This window comes from Paenibacillus tyrphae, assembly GCF_024158745.1.
Taxonomy (GTDB): domain Bacteria; phylum Bacillota; class Bacilli; order Paenibacillales; family NBRC-103111; genus Paenibacillus_G; species Paenibacillus_G tyrfis_A.
Genome location: NZ_JAMZAW010000008.1, coordinates 210,774 through 227,861, shown reverse-complemented (window position 1 = coordinate 227,861; position 17,088 = coordinate 210,774). Strand labels below are relative to the sequence as shown.

Below are 17,088 nucleotides of genomic sequence, written 5' to 3'. Positions count from 1 at the left end.
CGATCCGGTTAGAATAGTTCCAGTAAACATCCAAGCATGGGAGGTTGACGGAATGGATTTTACAAGCCAGGATATCGCCGTGATCGAGCAGGCACTGCAGCTTGCCATTCGGTCGCAATCAAGCGGCGCCAAGGCCCAGCCGTTTCAGGAAGTGCTGGGCAAGCTCCAGGTGAGCGCAAACGCGGCCATGAACTCAGCTTCGATTCATAAGGTGTCTATGCACGACGGCATAAGGTTCGACTACGACGATTCCTCCGATGTGCTCTAAGTTAATCCATGCGTTTAGAGCGATCGGGACCCCGCCAGTCCGATGAGCGGCAGGCCAAGGCTTTTCTGCTCGACTGCCGCTTGCCGGTTTCTCATGTTAGTACCCCCCCCCCATCCCTTTTTCTTCAAAAATGGAACTGCCCCTTTACCAGACGACTCTACAACGAAAAACTTTCCCGGGAAAGCGTAGGGTACGACATGCTTTCTTCAAGCTTCAACACTGCTTAGGCGCGTCATTCCGATCCCGTTCGACCGGCTTCGCTAAGAAAAGAGATTGTCACACGAACATGCATTCGATATAATAAAAGGAACGTTACCGTCAAAAGGAGCTGCACTTATGAACCGTTTGACTGGCAAGGTTTCTTCCATCGAAGAAATGATCGATTTGATCCGCTCGTCGTCCGAGCTGATGTCCCAGGTGACTTACTGGCATACGATTCCGCCGCGGGAAGGGCGGTACGAGTCATTCCCGGAAGGCTTGCACTCCGGGCTGCGGGAAGCGTTGCTGGCCCGGGGCATCGGACAATTATATACGCATCAAGCCCAATCGTTCCGCGAAGTAAGCGCGGGGCGGCACGTCGTGACTGTGACCCCGACCGCCTCGGGCAAAACGCTGTGCTACAACCTGCCGGTGCTGGAGGGCATATTGAAAGACGAGAGCGCGCGTGCGCTCTATTTGTTTCCGACCAAAGCACTCGCTCAAGACCAAGTGGCCGAGCTCCAAGAGCTGGCGAATATTATGGGTGCCGATATCAAAACCCATACGTACGACGGCGATACGCCGCCGACCGTACGCCAAGCCATTCGCAATGCCGGGCACATCGTCGTGACGAACCCGGATATGCTGCACTCCGCGATTTTGCCGCATCACACGAAGTGGGTGAAGCTGTTTGAGAATATAAAGTTCATTGTCATTGACGAGGTTCACTCTTACCGCGGCGTGTTCGGCAGCCATGTGGCCAACGTAATCCGGCGGCTTAAGCGGATTTGCCGCTTTTACGGCTCGAATCCGCAGTTTATTTGCGCTTCGGCGACGATCGACAATCCGAGGGAGCACACAGAGCGGCTGATCGGCGAGAGCGTATCTCTTGTCAACGACAACGGCGCGCCCGCGGGAGAGAAGCATTTTGTCTTCTACAATCCTCCTGTGGTCAATCAGCAGCTTGGCATCCGCAAGAGCAGCGTACTGGAGACGAGGAAAATCGCCGCGATGCTGCTGCGCCAAGGCATACAAACGATCGTTTTCGCACGGAGCCGCGTACGGGTCGAAATTTTGCTTACTTATTTGCAGGAGCTGGTCGCCCACGAGCTGGGCACGAAATCAATCCGCGGTTACCGCGGCGGGTATTTGCCCAAGCTGCGGCGCGAAATCGAGCGGGGGCTGCGCAGCGGAGAGATCCGCGGCGTCGTCAGCACAAACGCGCTGGAGCTCGGGATCGATATCGGGCAGCTGCAGGCGTGTGTGCTGAACGGCTATCCCGGCACGATCGCGAGCACATGGCAGCAGTCGGGCCGCGCCGGTAGGCGCCAGGAAAGCTCCGTCACGTTCCTCGTGGCGAGCAGCAATCCGCTGGATCAATACATGATCCAGAACCCCAGATTTTTTTTCGAGCGTCCGCCGGAGCGGGCGCTGATCGAGCCGGACAACCTCATCATCTTGGTCGACCATGTCAAATGCGCCGCCTACGAGCTGCCGTTCGAAGAGAATGAGCAATTCGGCGGCGAGTCGCTGCATGATATTTTGGAGTTTTTGACGGAGGAACGAATATTGCACCGGGTCAAAAACAGGTGGCACTGGATGGAGCAGTCGTTTCCGGCGCACGATATCAGCTTGCGGTCGGCCGCACAGGAAAATTTCATTATCATCGATATGACGAACGGCGCCCGGGTCATCGGCGAGGTGGACCGGTTCAGCGCCCCGACTCTGATTCACGAGGAAGCGATCTATATCCACGAGGGCGTACAGTATCAGGTGGAGAAGCTCGATTACGAGGAGAAGAAGGCTTACATACGCGAGGTCGATGTCGATTATTTTACGGACGCGAGTTTGGCCGTCCAGTTAAAGGTGCTGCACGTGCACCGGGAGGCAATTGACCGGGGGCTCAAGCGGCAGTTCGGCGAAGTGACCGTGAATGCGAAGGCGACGATTTTTAAAAAAATCAAGCTGCGGACGCACGAAAATATCGGATCGGGGCCGATTCATCTGCCGGAGGAGGAGCTGCACACGAGCTCTTACTGGTTCACGTTCGACGACGAGATTGCCGCGGGCATGACGGTGAACGATATGCAATTTGCGCTGCTGGGGCTGGCGAACGTGCTTGTGCACATCGCGCCGCTTTATTTGATGTGCGACCCGCATGACATCCGCGTCGTTCCGCAGGTGAAGGCGGTGCATAACAAGCAGCCAACGATATTTTTCTACGACCGTTACCCGGGCGGCGTAGGGCTTAGCGAGCGGCTGTACGAAGTGCATGGGGAGCTGCTTGCCGAAGCGCAGCGCCTGATTTCGTCGTGCGGCTGCTTGAGCGGCTGCCCGGCCTGTGTCGGGCCGATTGAAGAAGTCGGGCTGACCGGGAAGCAGCTGTCGCTCGGGCTGCTGAAGCAGCTGGAGGCCTCGCGATGAGCTCGCTCAAGGAAAGGCTGCTGCGGCACAAAAAGTCGATAGCGGGTACGCAGGAACGCGAGGAAGAAGTCAAGATTCAAATGGCTGCGGGAGACTCGGCCGAAGAGGGCCAGGCGGCTCACGATGAGAGAAAGCCGGAGTCCGCGGCGGACTTTGACGAGTGGACGGTTGTCGGTGCGGCCATGGAGCATACGGAGTGGGGCGATTTCGTCATCCGCCGCCGCACGTACGAAGCGGGGGTTCGTCATGGGCAGTATGAGCTGAGCCGTTTATCGTCTTGCGCGGAGGAACTGTTCGCGCTGCTGGAGCCGGCGGCAGGCAAAGCTGCGGCGAACCGTTCGGCCGCTCCATTCCACGAACGGCTGCTCTTTCTGGATACCGAAACGACAGGGCTGGGGCATGGGGCAGGCAACGTGCCGTTTATGGTGGGAGTCGGATTTTACCAAGGCCATCAATATCATATCGAGCAGATGCTGATCCGGCACCCCGGCGAAGAGGCGGCGATGCTGGCCTATTTGGAGCAAAAGCTTGCTGCGCATCCGGTATTAATCTCTTATAACGGCAAATCGTTCGATTGGCCGATTGTCAAAAACCGCTATATCATGAATCGGATGGAATTGGCCGCCGAGCCTTCGGGGCACATCGATTTTTTGCATCCTTCCCGCAGTTTATGGAAGCATACGCTGCCCTCCTGCCGACTAGGCAAAGTAGAGGAGGAACGGCTTGGCGTCCACCGCGAAGAAGATGTGCCGGGCTCGCTTGCGCCGACGCTCTATTTTCAATATTTAGCGCAGCGCGACCCTTCCGTTTTGGAAGGGGTGTTCGTGCATAACGAGCTGGATGTGCTGTCGCTGGCGGGCCTGGCCGTTCATTTTGCCTGCTTGCTGAACGGTTCCTATGACTGGTCCCACGCGAGGTTGTTTGGTTTAGAGGAGTGCTTTCGGCTCGGCCTGTGGCTCGATAAAATCGGTCGAAGCGGCATGGCTGACACCGTGATGAATGCGCTGACCGAAGAGCTTCTTGTTGCGGACGAGCTTGCTGCCGAAGAACCGTGCCTGCTGCCGCTTGCGCAATTTTGCAAGCGACGGGGACGCCACACGCAAGCCTGCTCGCTCTGGAGCCGGTATATCGACCTGAAGGGCGGCCGTGCAACGGCTTCGCTGGAGCCGTATATCGAGCTGTCCATGTACTACGAGCATAAGGAAAAACAGTGGCAGCGCGCCCTCGCCTATGCTCAGGAAGCGCTGGACCATCTCTGGCGGCGAGATGCTTTGAAGCGGAGCGGGGAGCGCAAATCGTCCACACTTAGCGGCAACCGTGCGAAGGGAAAAGAGGAGCGGGAGGAGGATGCCGAAGCCGTCAGCCTGCGCAAGCGAATCGAACGGCTGCGGCGGAAAGCGTCCTCTTCCGCTAGTGTGAGGCGTGTTACAAGTACTGTTGAGCAAGAAGCGTCCGATTCGTTACTGCCGACGCAGTCAAGCGCCCGGACACGGGCAAAGCTATCCGCTAGGTCAGACGGCCAAGCTCCGGTTCAGGAGGCAGCGTCCGTTGGTTCCCGGGCTCCTCAATCAACAAGAAAAAGAAAATCCGGTCTGTCTGCGGCGGAACAGCTTTCTATGCCGCTGTAAGTATAATTTCGCTTCGGGTTGGAAATACATGGTAAGATCATGATCCGAAAGGAATAATGACGATGCCTGAGCTGCCCGAAATGGAAAATTACCGTAAGCTGCTAAGCGAGCGAATCATAGGTCGGACTGTGACGGATACCGAAGTAACAAGGGAAAAATCGATCAACGTGACGCCCGAGCGATGGGAGCAGGAACTGATCGGTCAGGCCGTTTCCCGCATTGACAGGAGAGCGAAGCATCTGCTGTTTCGTTTAACGACAGGCAACGTTCTGGTGCTTCATTTAATGCTCGGAGGCATGATGTTCTACGGAAAGGCGGAGGAGAAGCCCGACCGGTCCGTTCAAGTCCGGCTCGGCTTCGGAGATCGTCACTTGTTTTTTATCGGGCTGCGGCTCGGTTATTTGCATCTCCATGATCCATTGGAAGTCGATGAGCTGATGAATAAGCTCGGTCCCGAGCCTTTCGATCCGGGGCTGACGCCCGACCGGTTCGCGGAACGTCTGCGAGTAAAAGCGGGTACGCTCAAAAGCAACCTCGTCGATCAAAGCGTCTTAGCGGGCATCGGCAACTGTTATAGCGATGAAATCTGCTATCAAGCGGGTCTCCTGCCGTCCCGGCGTCCTAACGCGCTATCTGATGAAGAACTTCACCGGTTACACCGCTCTATGCGTGAAGTGCTGGCGGAAGCGACGCAGGGCGGCGGGTACATGGAGATGCCGCTATTCGTCGGCGATTCGCTTACGGGCGGCTTCGACAGCCGTTGCCGGGTTTACGACCGCGAAGGAGAACCTTGCTTGCGCTGCGGCAGCCCGATTGCCAGACGCGACGTTTCGTCCAAGAAATCGTTTTGCTGTCTTGTCTGTCAGAGGTGAGGGGGCGTTGACCATACGTTTCGGCTGTCATATCAGTATTCGGGGCGGTTATGCGGAAGCGGCAAAGACGGCGGTAAAGCTTGGGGCCCAGTCGTTCCAATATTTCCCCAAAAATCCACGAAGCTTGACCGTAAAGTCGTTCAACCGCCAGGACGCCGAGCAGTGCGCCCGGTTTTGCCGCGAGCACGGCCTGCTCAGCATCGCTCACACTCCTTATCCGACGAATCTTGCCGTAGGTCCGGGCGAGCTGCGTCAGGCGACGATCGCTTCGCTTCGCAACGATCTTGAGATTGCAGATGCGTGCGGCTCGGTCGGCGTCGTGGTCCATTTTGGCAAATATAAAGGGGAAGACCCGTTACAAGGCTATAAAAATATTATACAATGTATGAATGAAGCGCTTGCCGGCTATACGGGCCGTTCGCTGCTGCTGATCGAGAATCAGGCGGGCGAAGGGACCTCCATGGGAACGACGCTTGAGGAGCTCGTGCAAGTGCGGAATCTTTGCGCTTTTCCGCGGCTTGTCGGCTTTTGCCTCGACACGTGCCATGCTTTTGCCTCGGGCTTATGGCCCTCCTCCAAGGACGGATGGCCAGAACTGGAGCGGCATGCGGCAGCGACCGGTTATTTGCAGGACCTCCGGGCGATTCATCTGAACGATTCCGTATATCCGCGAGGTGCGCACAAAGATCGGCATGCCATGATCGGCCGTGGCGAAATCGGGGAAGCCAGATTCGCTTCGCTGCTGCGCTCGACTGCGCTCAAGTCGATGCCCGACCTTCCGGCGGTGCTGGAAACGCCTGTCCTGCGAGGGAGCACGCACGCTTCGGAAATTCGATACGTCAAGGAGCTGAGCGAAGGGTGATCCACGTTTTTTTGGACGATTATCGCGCTTGTCCGAAAGGCTTCGTGCCTGCTCGTACCGTGGACGAATGCTTGCTGCTGCTGCAGGAGTGCGAGGTGGACGTGCTTTCGCTCGACTACGACTTGGGCTGGGGACAGCCCAACGGACTGGAATTGGTACGGGCGATGGTAAGCGCCGGTTTGTTTCCGCAGCGCATTTATTTGCATACGTCGAGCGATGCGGGCCGTCAGCAAATGTTTCAACTGCTGTACGCGAGCAAGCCGGAGCATGTCCGGCTGACGAACGGTCCGATGCCTTCTGGGCTGCTTATGGAAATTTCCGAAACTGTAAAAGAATAGGTTGTGGTTCAACATGACGATGGTCTTATCCTTGCAAGATATTCATTTTATCCGCGAAGACCGGCATATTTTGTCCGGGGTCAATATCGATATTCGTCAAGGGGAGCATTGGGTCGTGCTCGGCCGGAACGGTTCGGGCAAAACGACGGTTCTGGAACTAATGAACGGCTATGAGTTCCCGACCCGAGGAAAAGTACAAGTGCTCGGCAAGACATACGGACAATGCGACGTCCGAGAAGTCCGCAAGCAAATCGGCTATATCAGCCAATCGCTGTACGAGAAATTAAATGCCGGGGACCCGGTGTGGGAAGTGATTGCCACCGGCGAATTCGGTTACTTGCGCTTTTATGAAGAAATTCCGCAGTCGGCCCGCGAGAAGGCGATCGCCATGCTGGATAAGGTAAAGCTTGCCCATCTGGCAAATCAGCCCCTTGGTACGCTGTCCCAAGGCGAACGGAAGAAAGTGATGCTGGCCCGCGCTTTGATGACAAATCCATCAATTCTCATTATGGACGAGCCTTGTTCAGGTCTCGATTTGTACGAGCGCGAGCGGCTGCTTGAAAATATCAACGTGCTCGGCGGCCAGCAAATGACGGTCATTTATGTCACGCATCACATCGAAGAGATCGTTCCGCTTTTCACGCACGTTGTACTGATCGAGCAGGGGAAAATTATTGCTTCCGGCGCGAAGCGGGACGTTTTGACCGAGGAAAATCTAGCAAAGGCGTATCAAGTGCCGATTCGGATCGAATGGTCCGAAGACCGGCCTTGGATTAAGGTGCTGTGATGAACGACTCGACATTTATCGGCACGTCCAACCGGGGATTTGCCCAGCAGGCGCAAGAAGAGCTTCGGCGTCTGCTGGATCAGTCTGTTAAATTTGAATGGCTGGTTCCAGGCGAAGTGTTTGTATTCACATCCGAATTTGAGCGCAGCGATACGATTGGCCGCATCCTGGCACAGGAGCCCGTATTTCTGCGGCATATGCAGCCGGTCGACGCGACGCAACCGTGGAACGGTACTTTCGATCACGCGCTTCACCATATTCATGAGATGCTTGTCGCTGCGGGAGCGTCGCTGAAGCAGATGAACATAGCGGTACAAGCCAGAAAAGCGGAAGGGGAAGCTTTAGCGGGCCTATCCCTGCCGTCGGTTCGCTCTTCCGTTGAAGAGATGCTGACAGCGGTGTTCGAGGCGAATCCGGTATCGCGCGATGCGGACCTGATCCTTTCCCTGTATTTTACGGAAGCCAAGCTGTATTTCGGCTTGTCCCGGCCGCAGGACAATTTGTCCGATTGGTCCGGCGGAGCCATACGCTTCCGTAAGGAAGAGGGACAAGTGTCGCGAGCCAAGTTCAAGCTGTTGGAGGCGGAGCAGGCCTTCGGCTTGGATTTGTCCCAGTACCGGTCGGCGCTCGATATCGGCGCGGCGCCGGGCGGGTGGACGTCGCTGCTGCTGGAGCGTGGGCTTCGGGTAACCGCGGTCGACCCGGCCAAGCTGGATGCGACGCTGCTGCGTCATCCGCAGCTTACGTATTTTCAGAAAAAGGCCGATGAGGTTTCGTTTCCGGCGAATGCATTCGATCTGCTCGTTTGCGACATGAGCTGGAGCCACCGTCAAATGGCCAAGCTAGTCCGGGGGCTGCTGGATGCGCTGCAGCCGGGTGGAACGGCTGTTATCACGGTGAAGCTGATGCACAAGAAGGCGTTTCAAACGATTCGCGAAGTGGTGAGCGATCTGGCTCCAGAGCTGGAGCTGCAGCAAGCGAAGCAGCTTTTTCACAATCGCGAGGAGCTTACGCTGTTTTTGATGAAGCAAATGTAACTGGCTGTTCTGGCAATGCGAGCTGAAAGGAGCTTTGCGGATGTCGGATGCGTTTTTTTGGAACGACTTGTTCTCCAAGCTGAGACCGGAGCAGGTCAAGTACGATTTGTGGCTGGAGCCGTTCATCGGAGACCTTGATCCTGCCGGGACCGGTCCCATACTGGATCTTGGTTGCGGCGCCGGGAACGATACGCTGTATTTAACGGAAAAAGGTTACTCCGTCATCGCTTGCGACCGTTCGGCCGAAGCGCTAATGCGGGTGCAAGAGCTTGTGCCGCAAGTTAAAACGGAGCGGCTTGATTTGCTGCAGCCGCTGCCGTTTCCGGACGGTTTGGCGCGGGCTGTGGTGGCGGATTTAAGTCTCCATTACTTCTCATGGAGCGATACCGGGAGAATCGTCGCAGACATTTCCCGGGTGCTTCAGCCAGGCGGGCAGCTTTGGTGCCGGGTCAATTCGACGAGGGACTTCGAATACGGCGCCGGACAAGGTAGGCTTATCGAGCCGAATTATTACGAATGGAATGGGCAGCGCAAACGTTTTTTCGATCGTCCGCAGCTGGAACGGCTGTTTCAGGAATGGCAAGTCTCGTTTTTACAGGAGCAGACCATGGACCGCTATGATAAACCGAAGGTTGTCTGGGTACTAGCTGCAACTAGGCCCGAGCTTCGTTAAACGGCCATACAACGGCGCGATGCGGAAGTTTAGATAGGTGGGAGGCAAAGCGGAAACGTAATTTTTGCCCCGGACTGTTGCGCTTCCCATTTTTTATGCTATAATACGGTTAATTGCATATTTACAAAAGCGGAAGCACCGCTGACTAAGGAATGGATTTCCTGTCAGTGTGTGCTTTTTTTGTGTTTCTAAGGGGGAACTGGAGAGTATGTGATCTAGGAAGCGCAGGGAAGAAGGATCGAGGTAGAAGGAGATGCCACAGGAAGATAAGAAGGAGGGGATGCCGTCGGTGGCTAAAATTATGCTGTTGCTGTTGGACGAGGATGCTTATTTTGGCGAGATGCTGTCCGCTTACGTTCGCTCGTCCGAATATGCGGAGCGGTTTAGTATACGCGTCTTTACGTCGATGGACAAAGGAGTAAAGTTTGTAGAGCAAACCAAGGAACCGCTGATTATAATGGTCCACGAATCGCTTATGCCGCTGCCTGACGCCGTGTTCGGACTTAAACCGGGGTGTACGGTTATGATCAGCAATTCGGCAAGAGAAGGCGGATTGCTCGAATATCCGGTTATGTTTAAATACCAGCCACTGGACAGGCTATTATCGGGTATTACAGCGCATTACAACGAATTTTGTGCAGGTGAGCCGTTGCGGGGGAACCGGGGAGCAAAGACGGTCGCCGTTTATTCGGGCATCGGCGGAGCGGGCAAAACAGTAACGGCCGTTCATTTGGCGTACCAGCTTGCCCAGCAGGGGGAACGCGTCTTCTGTTTGGGTCTGGAATTGCTCCCATCCCGGGCTTGGTATATTCAGCAAGGAGGGGAGGAAGCGGAATCGTTTTCTCAGCTTTTATACTATGCCAAGACGGCCCCAGCGCTTATTTCTTCTAAGTTGGAAGGGCTCAAAAGGAAACATCCCGACTGCAAGTTCGATTACATTCCTCCGTCGATGCACCTGAAAGAACTGGCGGAGATGGAGGCGTCCGATCTGAAGTACATTATGCAAGGGATCGAAGCTACGAGGATGTACGACCGTATCGTAATCGATTTGGACTCGGCGCCGCATGCTGTGACAAGGGAAGCGATTCAAGGGGCTGACCTCGTTTTATGGCTGCTGCTGGATGACTGCGTACATTTGAGCAAAAACGCTGAGCTGCTCCGAAGCTGGACTGCCGTGGAGCGAGCGACAGACTGGCTGCATCGGGTGCGGTTCGTACATAACAAAAATGCCGGACAGACGGTGAATCGGTTTGAAACGTATGGATTTGCACATCGCAGCGAACTGCCTTACGTCCCCGAGTGGAAGGGCGTTGGGCGAGTGGAGGACATGATGTCGCCGGCCTTTGCCTTGGCCGCTGCCGGCTTGTTGCGAGCCGGTGGAGAGGGATCGCACTACCGATGAAGGACGTCGCCGTAAAGCAGCTGATTAAACAACGTGTACAGGACAGCTTGGATTATGGAAACGCTTTGTCGGACGAGCAGCTCATGGAGCAGATTGAGCAAATCGTGTTTGCTTACTCCAGAGAATCATTTTTAACCGCGGGGCAAAAGCAGACATTGGTGCAAGAGGTGTTTCATTCATTCCGCGGTTTGGACGTGCTCCAACCTCTCGTCGACGATCGGACGATTACTGAAATTATGATCAATTCCCATGACCAGATCTTCGTTGAAAAAGATGGCCACGTACTTGAGACGGATATCCGCTTCGAAAGCAGGGAGAAGCTGGAAGACACGATTCAGGCGATCGTTGGCCGGGTCAACCGGATTGTGAACGAGTCGACTCCGATTGTCGACGCCCGGCTTGCGGACGGCTCCCGCGTCAATGTCGTCCTCCCGCCGATTGCGTTGAAAGGTCCGGCGATGACGATCCGGAAATTTCCGGAAAATCCGATGACGCTGGACGATCTGATTGCACGTCAGGCGCTCTCGCGCGAAGCGGCGGAGCAGCTTATTCGCTTCGTCAAGGCAAAATACAATTTGTTTATCGGAGGAGGAACAGGCTCAGGGAAAACGACATTTCTCAATGCGCTGGGACAATATATTCCGCCGGACGAACGCGTCATCACGATCGAAGATTCGGCCGAGCTGCAAATTTGCGGCGTGCCGAACCTCGTGAGCCTCGAAACCCGCAATGCGAATACGGAAGGAAAAGGCGGGATTACGATTCGAGATTTGATCCGGTCATCACTGCGGATGCGGCCGAACCGCATCATTGTCGGAGAGGTCCGAGGGGCGGAAGCTTTGGATATGCTTGCAGCTCTTAATACTGGGCATGAGGGATCATTATCGACGGGGCATGCGAATTCGGTTCAGGATATGCTGAGTCGTTTGGAGACGATGGTATTGAGCGGGGCCAGCCTGCCGGTCGAAGTTGTACGCAAACAAATCGCATCGGCGCTCGACGTAATGATCCACTTGACACGCCTTCGCGACCGATCCAGACGGGTGACGGAAATTACCGAAGTTATCGGGTTCGACGAAGGGGAGGTGAAGCTTAACCCGCTTTACCGTTTCGTAGAGACGGGTGAAACGCCGGAGGGGAAAGTCATCGGGCAGCTTGAGCCTACCGGAAATGAACTGGCAGGGACATGGAAGCTGGAGATGGCTGGCTTGATCTAACAGGTGGATGGTATGAAAGGGGGAGGATATCAAACATGAACAAATCGGCTTTCGGCCGTTTGCGCGCCTTTGCGGGGTTGTCTTTCGGCACGAAACCGGCGCCTGCGGCTTCCAAAGCAAAGCTTCCGGATTATAACGAATACCAACTGACATGGGGACAAAAGGTCTCTGCTGTCTTTTGCGGCGCAGCCGTCATGGCGGGGATTGCTATGGTGTTCTACAAAAATCCGTTGATTGCCGGGCTGTTTGCCTTAACCGGATTTTATTATCCCGTTATGCGGCGCAAGGCCATCATAGCTAAAAGGAAGGCGCAGCTTAAACAGCAGTTCAAACAAATGCTTGCTTCGCTGGCCTCTTCCATGGGAGCCGGCCGCTCGATCGAATCATCCTTTACCGAGGCGCTCGACGATTTGCGGCTGCTGTATCCCGATGCCGGAGCGATGATTGTGCGCGAACTTGAATTGATTACCTGGCGGCTGCAAAACGGTGAAACGGTGGAAGCATGCCTGCTTGACTTCAGTCGTCGGGCCCATATCGACGAGATCGGCCAGTTTGCGGACGTGTTCGTTATATGCAAGCGGACGGGCGGCAGTCTGGTTCAGGTCGTTCGGCGAACGGCCGTCATTATTCAGGAAAAATTGGATATCGAACAGGACATCCAAGTGGCATTGGCCCAAAAGAAATTCGAATCCAAAGTGCTCACGGTGGCGCCCGTCATTCTCATTGCAGCACTCGCTTGGATGACGCCGGATTATATGGAACCGCTGTATGAAGGCGGCGGTCTGCTTATCATGACCGGTGCGCTTGGGGTATTGTTCGGCTGCTTTGCCTTGGCGCAAAAAATTATGAATATAAAGGTGTGAAGCGATTTGTGGATGCTCGCGCTATTGCTGTTGGAGCTGTTCGCCGTTGCGGGTGCGGCTTGGGCAGGATTTCCAAAGTATGCTCCATGGGCCCGTGACGATCGAGGTCTTTCACGTTCGGATGCATTCTATTGGCTAGCTCCTGCAAGCTTATGGTTTATGGACCGGACGAAGGTTGCCGACCGATTATCCGAGCCGTTCGGCAAGGTACATCGCGTCATGATAGGACTATACGGAGCGAAACCGGCGATCTCGGAAACGAAATGGTTTGCAGCCAAGACGCTTATTATCGCTTACGGCCTGATTATTTTGAGCACCATGGCCGGTTTGGTTTCCGGAGAAGCCGAGATGCTTGTTTATTGTCTGCCATTGACGATTTTTGTTCCGTTTCTGATGTACAAACAAGCAGCCGGGGAGCTAAAACGGAAGAAACAGTCTATCTTAATTGAGCTTCCGGAAGTATTGAACCAACTGATGCTGCTGGTTGGCGCAGGCGAAACGGTACCGCAGGCCCTGGTACGAATTACGAATGGAAAAGAGGCTGTCGGCAGTCCGTTAATGACCGAATTGAAAGAAACCGTTCACGCCCTTAAGGTGAACGTATCCTTTCCCAAAGCGATGGAGGACTTCAGCAAGCGGTGCGCAATGCAGGAGGTTTCGCTGTTTACGACAACGCTGCTGTTGAATTACAAGCGGGGTGGCGACGAACTGGTAATGGCCTTGAGGGAACTGTCCGTCAACCTGTGGGAGAAGCGAAAAGCGCTTGCCAAAACACTCGGTGAAGAAGCGGCGTCCAAGCTGGTGTTTCCGATGGTTATGATATTTTTCGTCGTCATGGTTATGGTAGCGGCCCCTGCTTTAATGATGATGAATTGATCGAATAACAGATATAGTCTTGCGACAATAGAGGAGGAAAAAGGAATGGAAGCTTTGAAAACGGCGTGGTATCGGTTTTGGAAAGAAGAAGACGGACTCGGTACGCTTGAGATTTTGTTAATCATTGCGGTGCTGCTCATTATTGCGATTGCTTTCCGAAAGTGGATCACAAAGTGGATGGAAAGCTTATTTAACGATGCCAGTAAAGAAATAAAGGATTCCAAAAATGTAAATATCGATGATAGCAAGTTAGGTACGCCCTGACCTTGGCATGATGACATGACAGTATTCATGAGATTTATCTATAAACGGCCGTTCGCTATATCGGTCCGCCGATTCTTTGTCGGTCATTCCGGTCAATTTACGATTGAAGCGTCCTTGACGCTGCCGATCATTTTAATCGCGACTTTGCTGCTTATTTTCTTATCGCTGTTTGTCTACCAGCAAGCTTCCGTTCATTATACGGCGGCATTGACAGCGGACCGGACGGCTTATATTTGGGACAACAGCAGAAAAGATCCGGTCACCGGATCGGTTGGATTGGGGCAAACGGATGGCTTGTACTGGCGGCTGACGAACGACCATGTGATGAATTTGTTCAGCTTTCTGCTTCCTATCGCTCCCGTTTCCGTTCAACTTCCTTCATCCGGGCAAGCAGCCGGTCAAAACGGTCCGGCAGGCAAACTTTCCCGAGCTGCAGGCAACCTGCCTGAGCAGCTTCGTGGAGAGATTGATTATATGAATTATGGTTTTCTGCGCTACGTTCGCGTCGTCTTGGAAAAAAAGTTTCACGTTCCTTCCCTGGCATGGAAATGGTGGGGCAAAGAGGCTGATATTGAAGCTTCGTCCAAATCTTACGTGATTGACCCGATCGAAACGATCAGGCTGACGGATCTAACGCGAACCTTTATCGGCGAAATCCAAGGGCGAATCAAGCCGAAGGATGCGCTGAAAACGATGGTCGACCCGAAAACCTCGGTCAAAGAACCGGTAAAAATCACCTCTGAAAGTGAAGCTGCAGAGCATTTGCGCGGCTTGGTGGGTGGGGTAAGCAAAAAAGTTAACTTGACTCCGGAGACCGTCCGGCTTGTCGATGCCTTGGACTCTTCCAGTGTGGCGCATCAGGCTTATTACACCTTTAATGAAAAAAATTTGCGGGAGCAGATGGCAAAAGACGTGGAGCTTCTGAAGAAGGGCACAGAAATTAGAGGCGTGGTATGGCATTTTTTCAAGGTCTCGAAGAACGATAAAATGAAGCTGACCCAAGGGTTAAAACGTGAGCTGGAACAAAAAGGAATTGTTGTTGTGTTTCATGAGTAACAGAAGTGGAGGAACCCGGAGGTGAATGTTTGAGGAGATTGCTAAAGCTGTGGAGGGAGCAAAGCGGTGCCGTATCCATCTATTTGATCATCATTCTTGTTCCTTTATTTCTGCTCTGCGGGCTGCTGATCGATGTCGCAAGGTGGAAGACAGCGGATAAGGAAGCCGAGAATGCCGTAAAATCCGGGGTTCGCTCGACACTTTCCGCTTTTTCTCCGGAGCTGGCAGCCTATGGATTGTTTAGTACGGATCTGACTGGCAGCAAGGGGGACGAGATTTTCAAGCAAACGGTAGCCGGCAATTTGTCCGGTGCTGCGGATTCTGGTCAATTCCGTTTTATTGATCAGCGTCTGGAAGACGATTCGGCTAAGGTGACATCGATCTTCGCCTTATCCAGCCATACCATCTTCAAGCAGCAAATATTGGAGGAGATGAAATACAGGGCTCCGATGATTTATGCGCTTGAACTGACCGACAAATTCAAAAAAACAGGGCTTGATGTCCAATTGAATCAAGCTTCGAAATTCGCCGAAAATGCGGTTAAAGTGGAAGCGCTGCTGGAGGAACGCGATCGTAGATTGGACGAAGCTTGGGAAGCATTTCAAGCGATACGTCAAAAATCTGAAGTGCTGCACCCGCATTACGATACGCAGCTTCGCGATTTGAATACCTTAAGTGAGAAAATCGGCATCCATACGCTGGAAAATATACGGGCCTCGCTGCAGTCCGCACAAGCTACGCTGAAGGCGCTAAACGACCAAATAAAGCAAATCGACGGTTCGATCATGTCTTTGATCCAAGGCGGCATAGGTGCCGCCGATTCAATCCGGCAGCTAAATCAGACGAAAAACGAATTGCAGCGTCAAGCGTCGGAAGCGGCGCAGAAAGTAACAGAGTTCCAACAGCTGTTGGACGATTTTACCAAATATGCCGCTCTGCTCGGATTGCTGAAAGGCGAGGCAGCGCTCGATGATGCGGCGCTCTCCAAACATAAGGATGCGTTCTTGGAAGCGATGAAGCTGGCTAAAAAAGCAAACGATGACTTGAATGCCGAAATCAGCAAGAATCGGCAGCCAAACGGTTCGGGTCAGCAGCTAAAGGCCGAGGATGTTTTCAACTTTGTGCATTTAATTGACCGCCAGGAACTGGAACAGTGGGAAGCGGGAGTAGGAACGGCGATAGCCCAGTTTTCCAGCGTACGGGTTCAGCTTGAAGATAACCTCATGTTTACGAAGCAAAAATATTCTACGACCTCAACGGCACTGAACGGCTTCAAAACGAAAGTGGATGAATGGTACGCCAAACAGAATAAGGCGCAAACCGAGCGTCAGAGCAAAAATAAAGCGACGGCAGCGGCTAAGCGGGAGCAAAGGGCCAAAGCGCAGCCGATTCTGGACGAGTTTCGGCGAACGATCGGCAGCTGCTCTCTTGTATCGAATGTCGATCCGTATGAGGAGAGCTACCGCAAGCTTCAGGGCGATCCGAAGACGGCGGGCAGCAAAGGTTTCTATCAGACGTATTTGGAAATGAACCAGGCTGCTGGGGCAATTTCTCCCGTATCGACAGTTAATTTAAAAACACCGGATCAGGCCGGGGCCAGCTCTTTAAAGCTGGTTTCAGCACTGGAAGGGGTGCTAACGGATGTGCGGGACGAGTTTTATATCGATGAATTCGCAGTCAGCAAATTCAGCTACCGGACACTTGGCTTGGAGAAAGATGCTTTTGGACGGCCCAAAACATCCAAAGAGCTGTCCAATCCCGCAGGCCATGAATTAACCAATCAGGAAGTTGAATATTTAATTTACGGGTCAACTACATGCAGCGGCAATTATTCTTCGGCGTACGTGGAGATGTTCGCCGTACGGCTGGCGATCGGAACGACTGAAGCGCTGCTTGAGCCGCGCAACGAAGTACTTGCCGCCGGTTCACCGCTTCTCGTCTTGCTGGCTGCGGTGACAGAAGGCGCAATTCGGGCACAAGCGGACATGATGAAGCTTGTTCAAGGCGAGCAGGTGCCACTGTCCCAGAAGCTGAGCGGAGTAATCACGCTAGGGTATAAAGATTATTTGAGATTATTTCTTCTGCTTCATAGCCGTGAATCGGTTCTGTTGTCCCGGATGCAGGCGTTGATCGAATTGAACACAAAACAGAAGCTTTATGAAATGACTACATATGTTTCCGGTGGTGTTTCAACCTCATATCGGCTTTGGTTTTTACCGGCTGTCATGAAGCTGGTAGGGAAAAGCGGGTTTTCCGGCTGCGAGGTAAGCGGTAACCGCTGCCGGATGACCAAAACGGCAGACTTTACATATTAGGAGGCCAG

Annotated in this window: 16 protein-coding genes; all 16 read left to right on the top strand. The window is 53.8% G+C overall.

The genetic code is table 11. The features are described from left to right. Positions 1–52 precede the first annotated feature (52 nt). Positions 53–268: a hypothetical protein gene (locus tag NI000_RS14145; protein WP_253411519.1), complete on the top strand. Its 216-nt coding sequence runs from the start codon at positions 53–55 to the stop codon at positions 266–268. A 336-nt stretch (positions 269–604) separates the two neighbouring features. Further along, positions 605–2,890: a DEAD/DEAH box helicase gene (locus NI000_RS14140; RefSeq protein ID WP_253411517.1), complete on the top strand. Its 2,286-nt coding sequence runs from the start codon at positions 605–607 to the stop codon at positions 2,888–2,890. After that, on the top strand, positions 2,887–4,518 hold the full coding sequence (locus NI000_RS14135) for a ribonuclease H-like domain-containing protein (protein WP_253411515.1): 1,632 nt from the start codon (positions 2,887–2,889) through the stop codon (positions 4,516–4,518). Before NI000_RS14140 ends, NI000_RS14135 begins: the two co-directional genes overlap by 4 nt. A gap of 62 nt (positions 4,519–4,580) precedes the next feature. Beyond that, positions 4,581–5,390 carry an Fpg/Nei family DNA glycosylase gene (locus NI000_RS14130; protein ID WP_253411513.1) on the top strand — a complete coding sequence of 270 codons (810 nt, stop codon included), beginning with the start codon at positions 4,581–4,583 and terminating at the stop codon, positions 5,388–5,390. 13 nt (positions 5,391–5,403) lie between these two features. Beyond that, complete coding sequence (locus NI000_RS14125) at positions 5,404–6,252, top strand: deoxyribonuclease IV (RefSeq protein WP_253411646.1); 849 nt, start codon at positions 5,404–5,406, stop codon at positions 6,250–6,252. Next, on the top strand, positions 6,249–6,590 hold the full coding sequence (locus NI000_RS14120; RefSeq protein ID WP_253411511.1) for a cyclic-phosphate processing receiver domain-containing protein: 342 nt from the start codon (positions 6,249–6,251) through the stop codon (positions 6,588–6,590). The genes NI000_RS14125 and NI000_RS14120 overlap by 4 nt, the downstream gene beginning before the upstream one ends. A gap of 13 nt (positions 6,591–6,603) precedes the next feature. After that, the gene (locus tag NI000_RS14115) at positions 6,604–7,377 is read left to right on the top strand and encodes an ABC transporter ATP-binding protein (protein WP_253411509.1); all 774 of its coding nucleotides are present in this window, start codon (positions 6,604–6,606) and stop codon (positions 7,375–7,377) included. Continuing rightward, positions 7,377–8,414 carry an SAM-dependent methyltransferase gene (locus NI000_RS14110; protein ID WP_253411644.1) on the top strand — a complete coding sequence of 346 codons (1,038 nt, stop codon included), beginning with the start codon at positions 7,377–7,379 and terminating at the stop codon, positions 8,412–8,414. The genes NI000_RS14115 and NI000_RS14110 overlap by 1 nt, the downstream gene beginning before the upstream one ends. 40 nt (positions 8,415–8,454) lie before the next feature. After that, the gene (locus NI000_RS14105) at positions 8,455–9,087 is read left to right on the top strand and encodes a class I SAM-dependent methyltransferase (protein ID WP_253411508.1); all 633 of its coding nucleotides are present in this window, start codon (positions 8,455–8,457) and stop codon (positions 9,085–9,087) included. Between the two features lie 289 nt (positions 9,088–9,376). Then, a complete protein-coding gene (locus NI000_RS14100) occupies positions 9,377–10,489 on the top strand; it encodes an AAA family ATPase (RefSeq protein WP_253411506.1) in 1,113 nt (370 codons plus the stop codon). Next, complete coding sequence (locus tag NI000_RS14095) at positions 10,486–11,706, top strand: CpaF family protein (protein WP_253411504.1); 1,221 nt, start codon at positions 10,486–10,488, stop codon at positions 11,704–11,706. Before NI000_RS14100 ends, NI000_RS14095 begins: the two co-directional genes overlap by 4 nt. A 35-nt stretch (positions 11,707–11,741) precedes the next feature. After that, positions 11,742–12,569 carry a type II secretion system F family protein gene (locus NI000_RS14090; protein WP_253411502.1) on the top strand — a complete coding sequence of 276 codons (828 nt, stop codon included), beginning with the start codon at positions 11,742–11,744 and terminating at the stop codon, positions 12,567–12,569. Positions 12,570–12,581: 12 nt separating this feature from the next. Beyond that, on the top strand, positions 12,582–13,445 hold the full coding sequence (locus NI000_RS14085) for a type II secretion system F family protein (protein ID WP_253411500.1): 864 nt from the start codon (positions 12,582–12,584) through the stop codon (positions 13,443–13,445). A 45-nt stretch (positions 13,446–13,490) separates the two neighbouring features. Beyond that, entirely contained in the window at positions 13,491–13,709 is a 219-nt protein-coding gene (locus NI000_RS14080; protein ID WP_253411498.1) for a Flp1 family type IVb pilin, read from the top strand. 27 nt (positions 13,710–13,736) lie between these two features. Continuing rightward, positions 13,737–14,765: a hypothetical protein gene (locus tag NI000_RS14075; RefSeq protein ID WP_253411496.1), complete on the top strand. Its 1,029-nt coding sequence runs from the start codon at positions 13,737–13,739 to the stop codon at positions 14,763–14,765. Between the two features lie 29 nt (positions 14,766–14,794). Next, a complete protein-coding gene (locus NI000_RS14070) occupies positions 14,795–17,080 on the top strand; it encodes a hypothetical protein (protein WP_253411494.1) in 2,286 nt (761 codons plus the stop codon). Positions 17,081–17,088: the final 8 nt, after the last annotated feature.

Coding starts and splice junctions, on each gene's coding strand:
- NI000_RS14145 (WP_253411519.1), top strand. CDS start 53: ATGGATTTTACAAGCCAGGATATCGCCGTGATCGAGCAGGCACTGCAG.
- NI000_RS14140 (WP_253411517.1), top strand. CDS start 605: ATGAACCGTTTGACTGGCAAGGTTTCTTCCATCGAAGAAATGATCGAT.
- NI000_RS14135 (WP_253411515.1), top strand. CDS start 2,887: ATGAGCTCGCTCAAGGAAAGGCTGCTGCGGCACAAAAAGTCGATAGCG.
- NI000_RS14130 (WP_253411513.1), top strand. CDS start 4,581: ATGCCTGAGCTGCCCGAAATGGAAAATTACCGTAAGCTGCTAAGCGAG.
- NI000_RS14115 (WP_253411509.1), top strand. CDS start 6,604: ATGACGATGGTCTTATCCTTGCAAGATATTCATTTTATCCGCGAAGAC.
- NI000_RS14110 (WP_253411644.1), top strand. CDS start 7,377: ATGAACGACTCGACATTTATCGGCACGTCCAACCGGGGATTTGCCCAG.
- NI000_RS14105 (WP_253411508.1), top strand. CDS start 8,455: ATGTCGGATGCGTTTTTTTGGAACGACTTGTTCTCCAAGCTGAGACCG.
- NI000_RS14095 (WP_253411504.1), top strand. CDS start 10,486: ATGAAGGACGTCGCCGTAAAGCAGCTGATTAAACAACGTGTACAGGAC.
- NI000_RS14090 (WP_253411502.1), top strand. CDS start 11,742: ATGAACAAATCGGCTTTCGGCCGTTTGCGCGCCTTTGCGGGGTTGTCT.
- NI000_RS14085 (WP_253411500.1), top strand. CDS start 12,582: ATGCTCGCGCTATTGCTGTTGGAGCTGTTCGCCGTTGCGGGTGCGGCT.
- NI000_RS14080 (WP_253411498.1), top strand. CDS start 13,491: ATGGAAGCTTTGAAAACGGCGTGGTATCGGTTTTGGAAAGAAGAAGAC.
- NI000_RS14075 (WP_253411496.1), top strand. CDS start 13,737: ATGAGATTTATCTATAAACGGCCGTTCGCTATATCGGTCCGCCGATTC.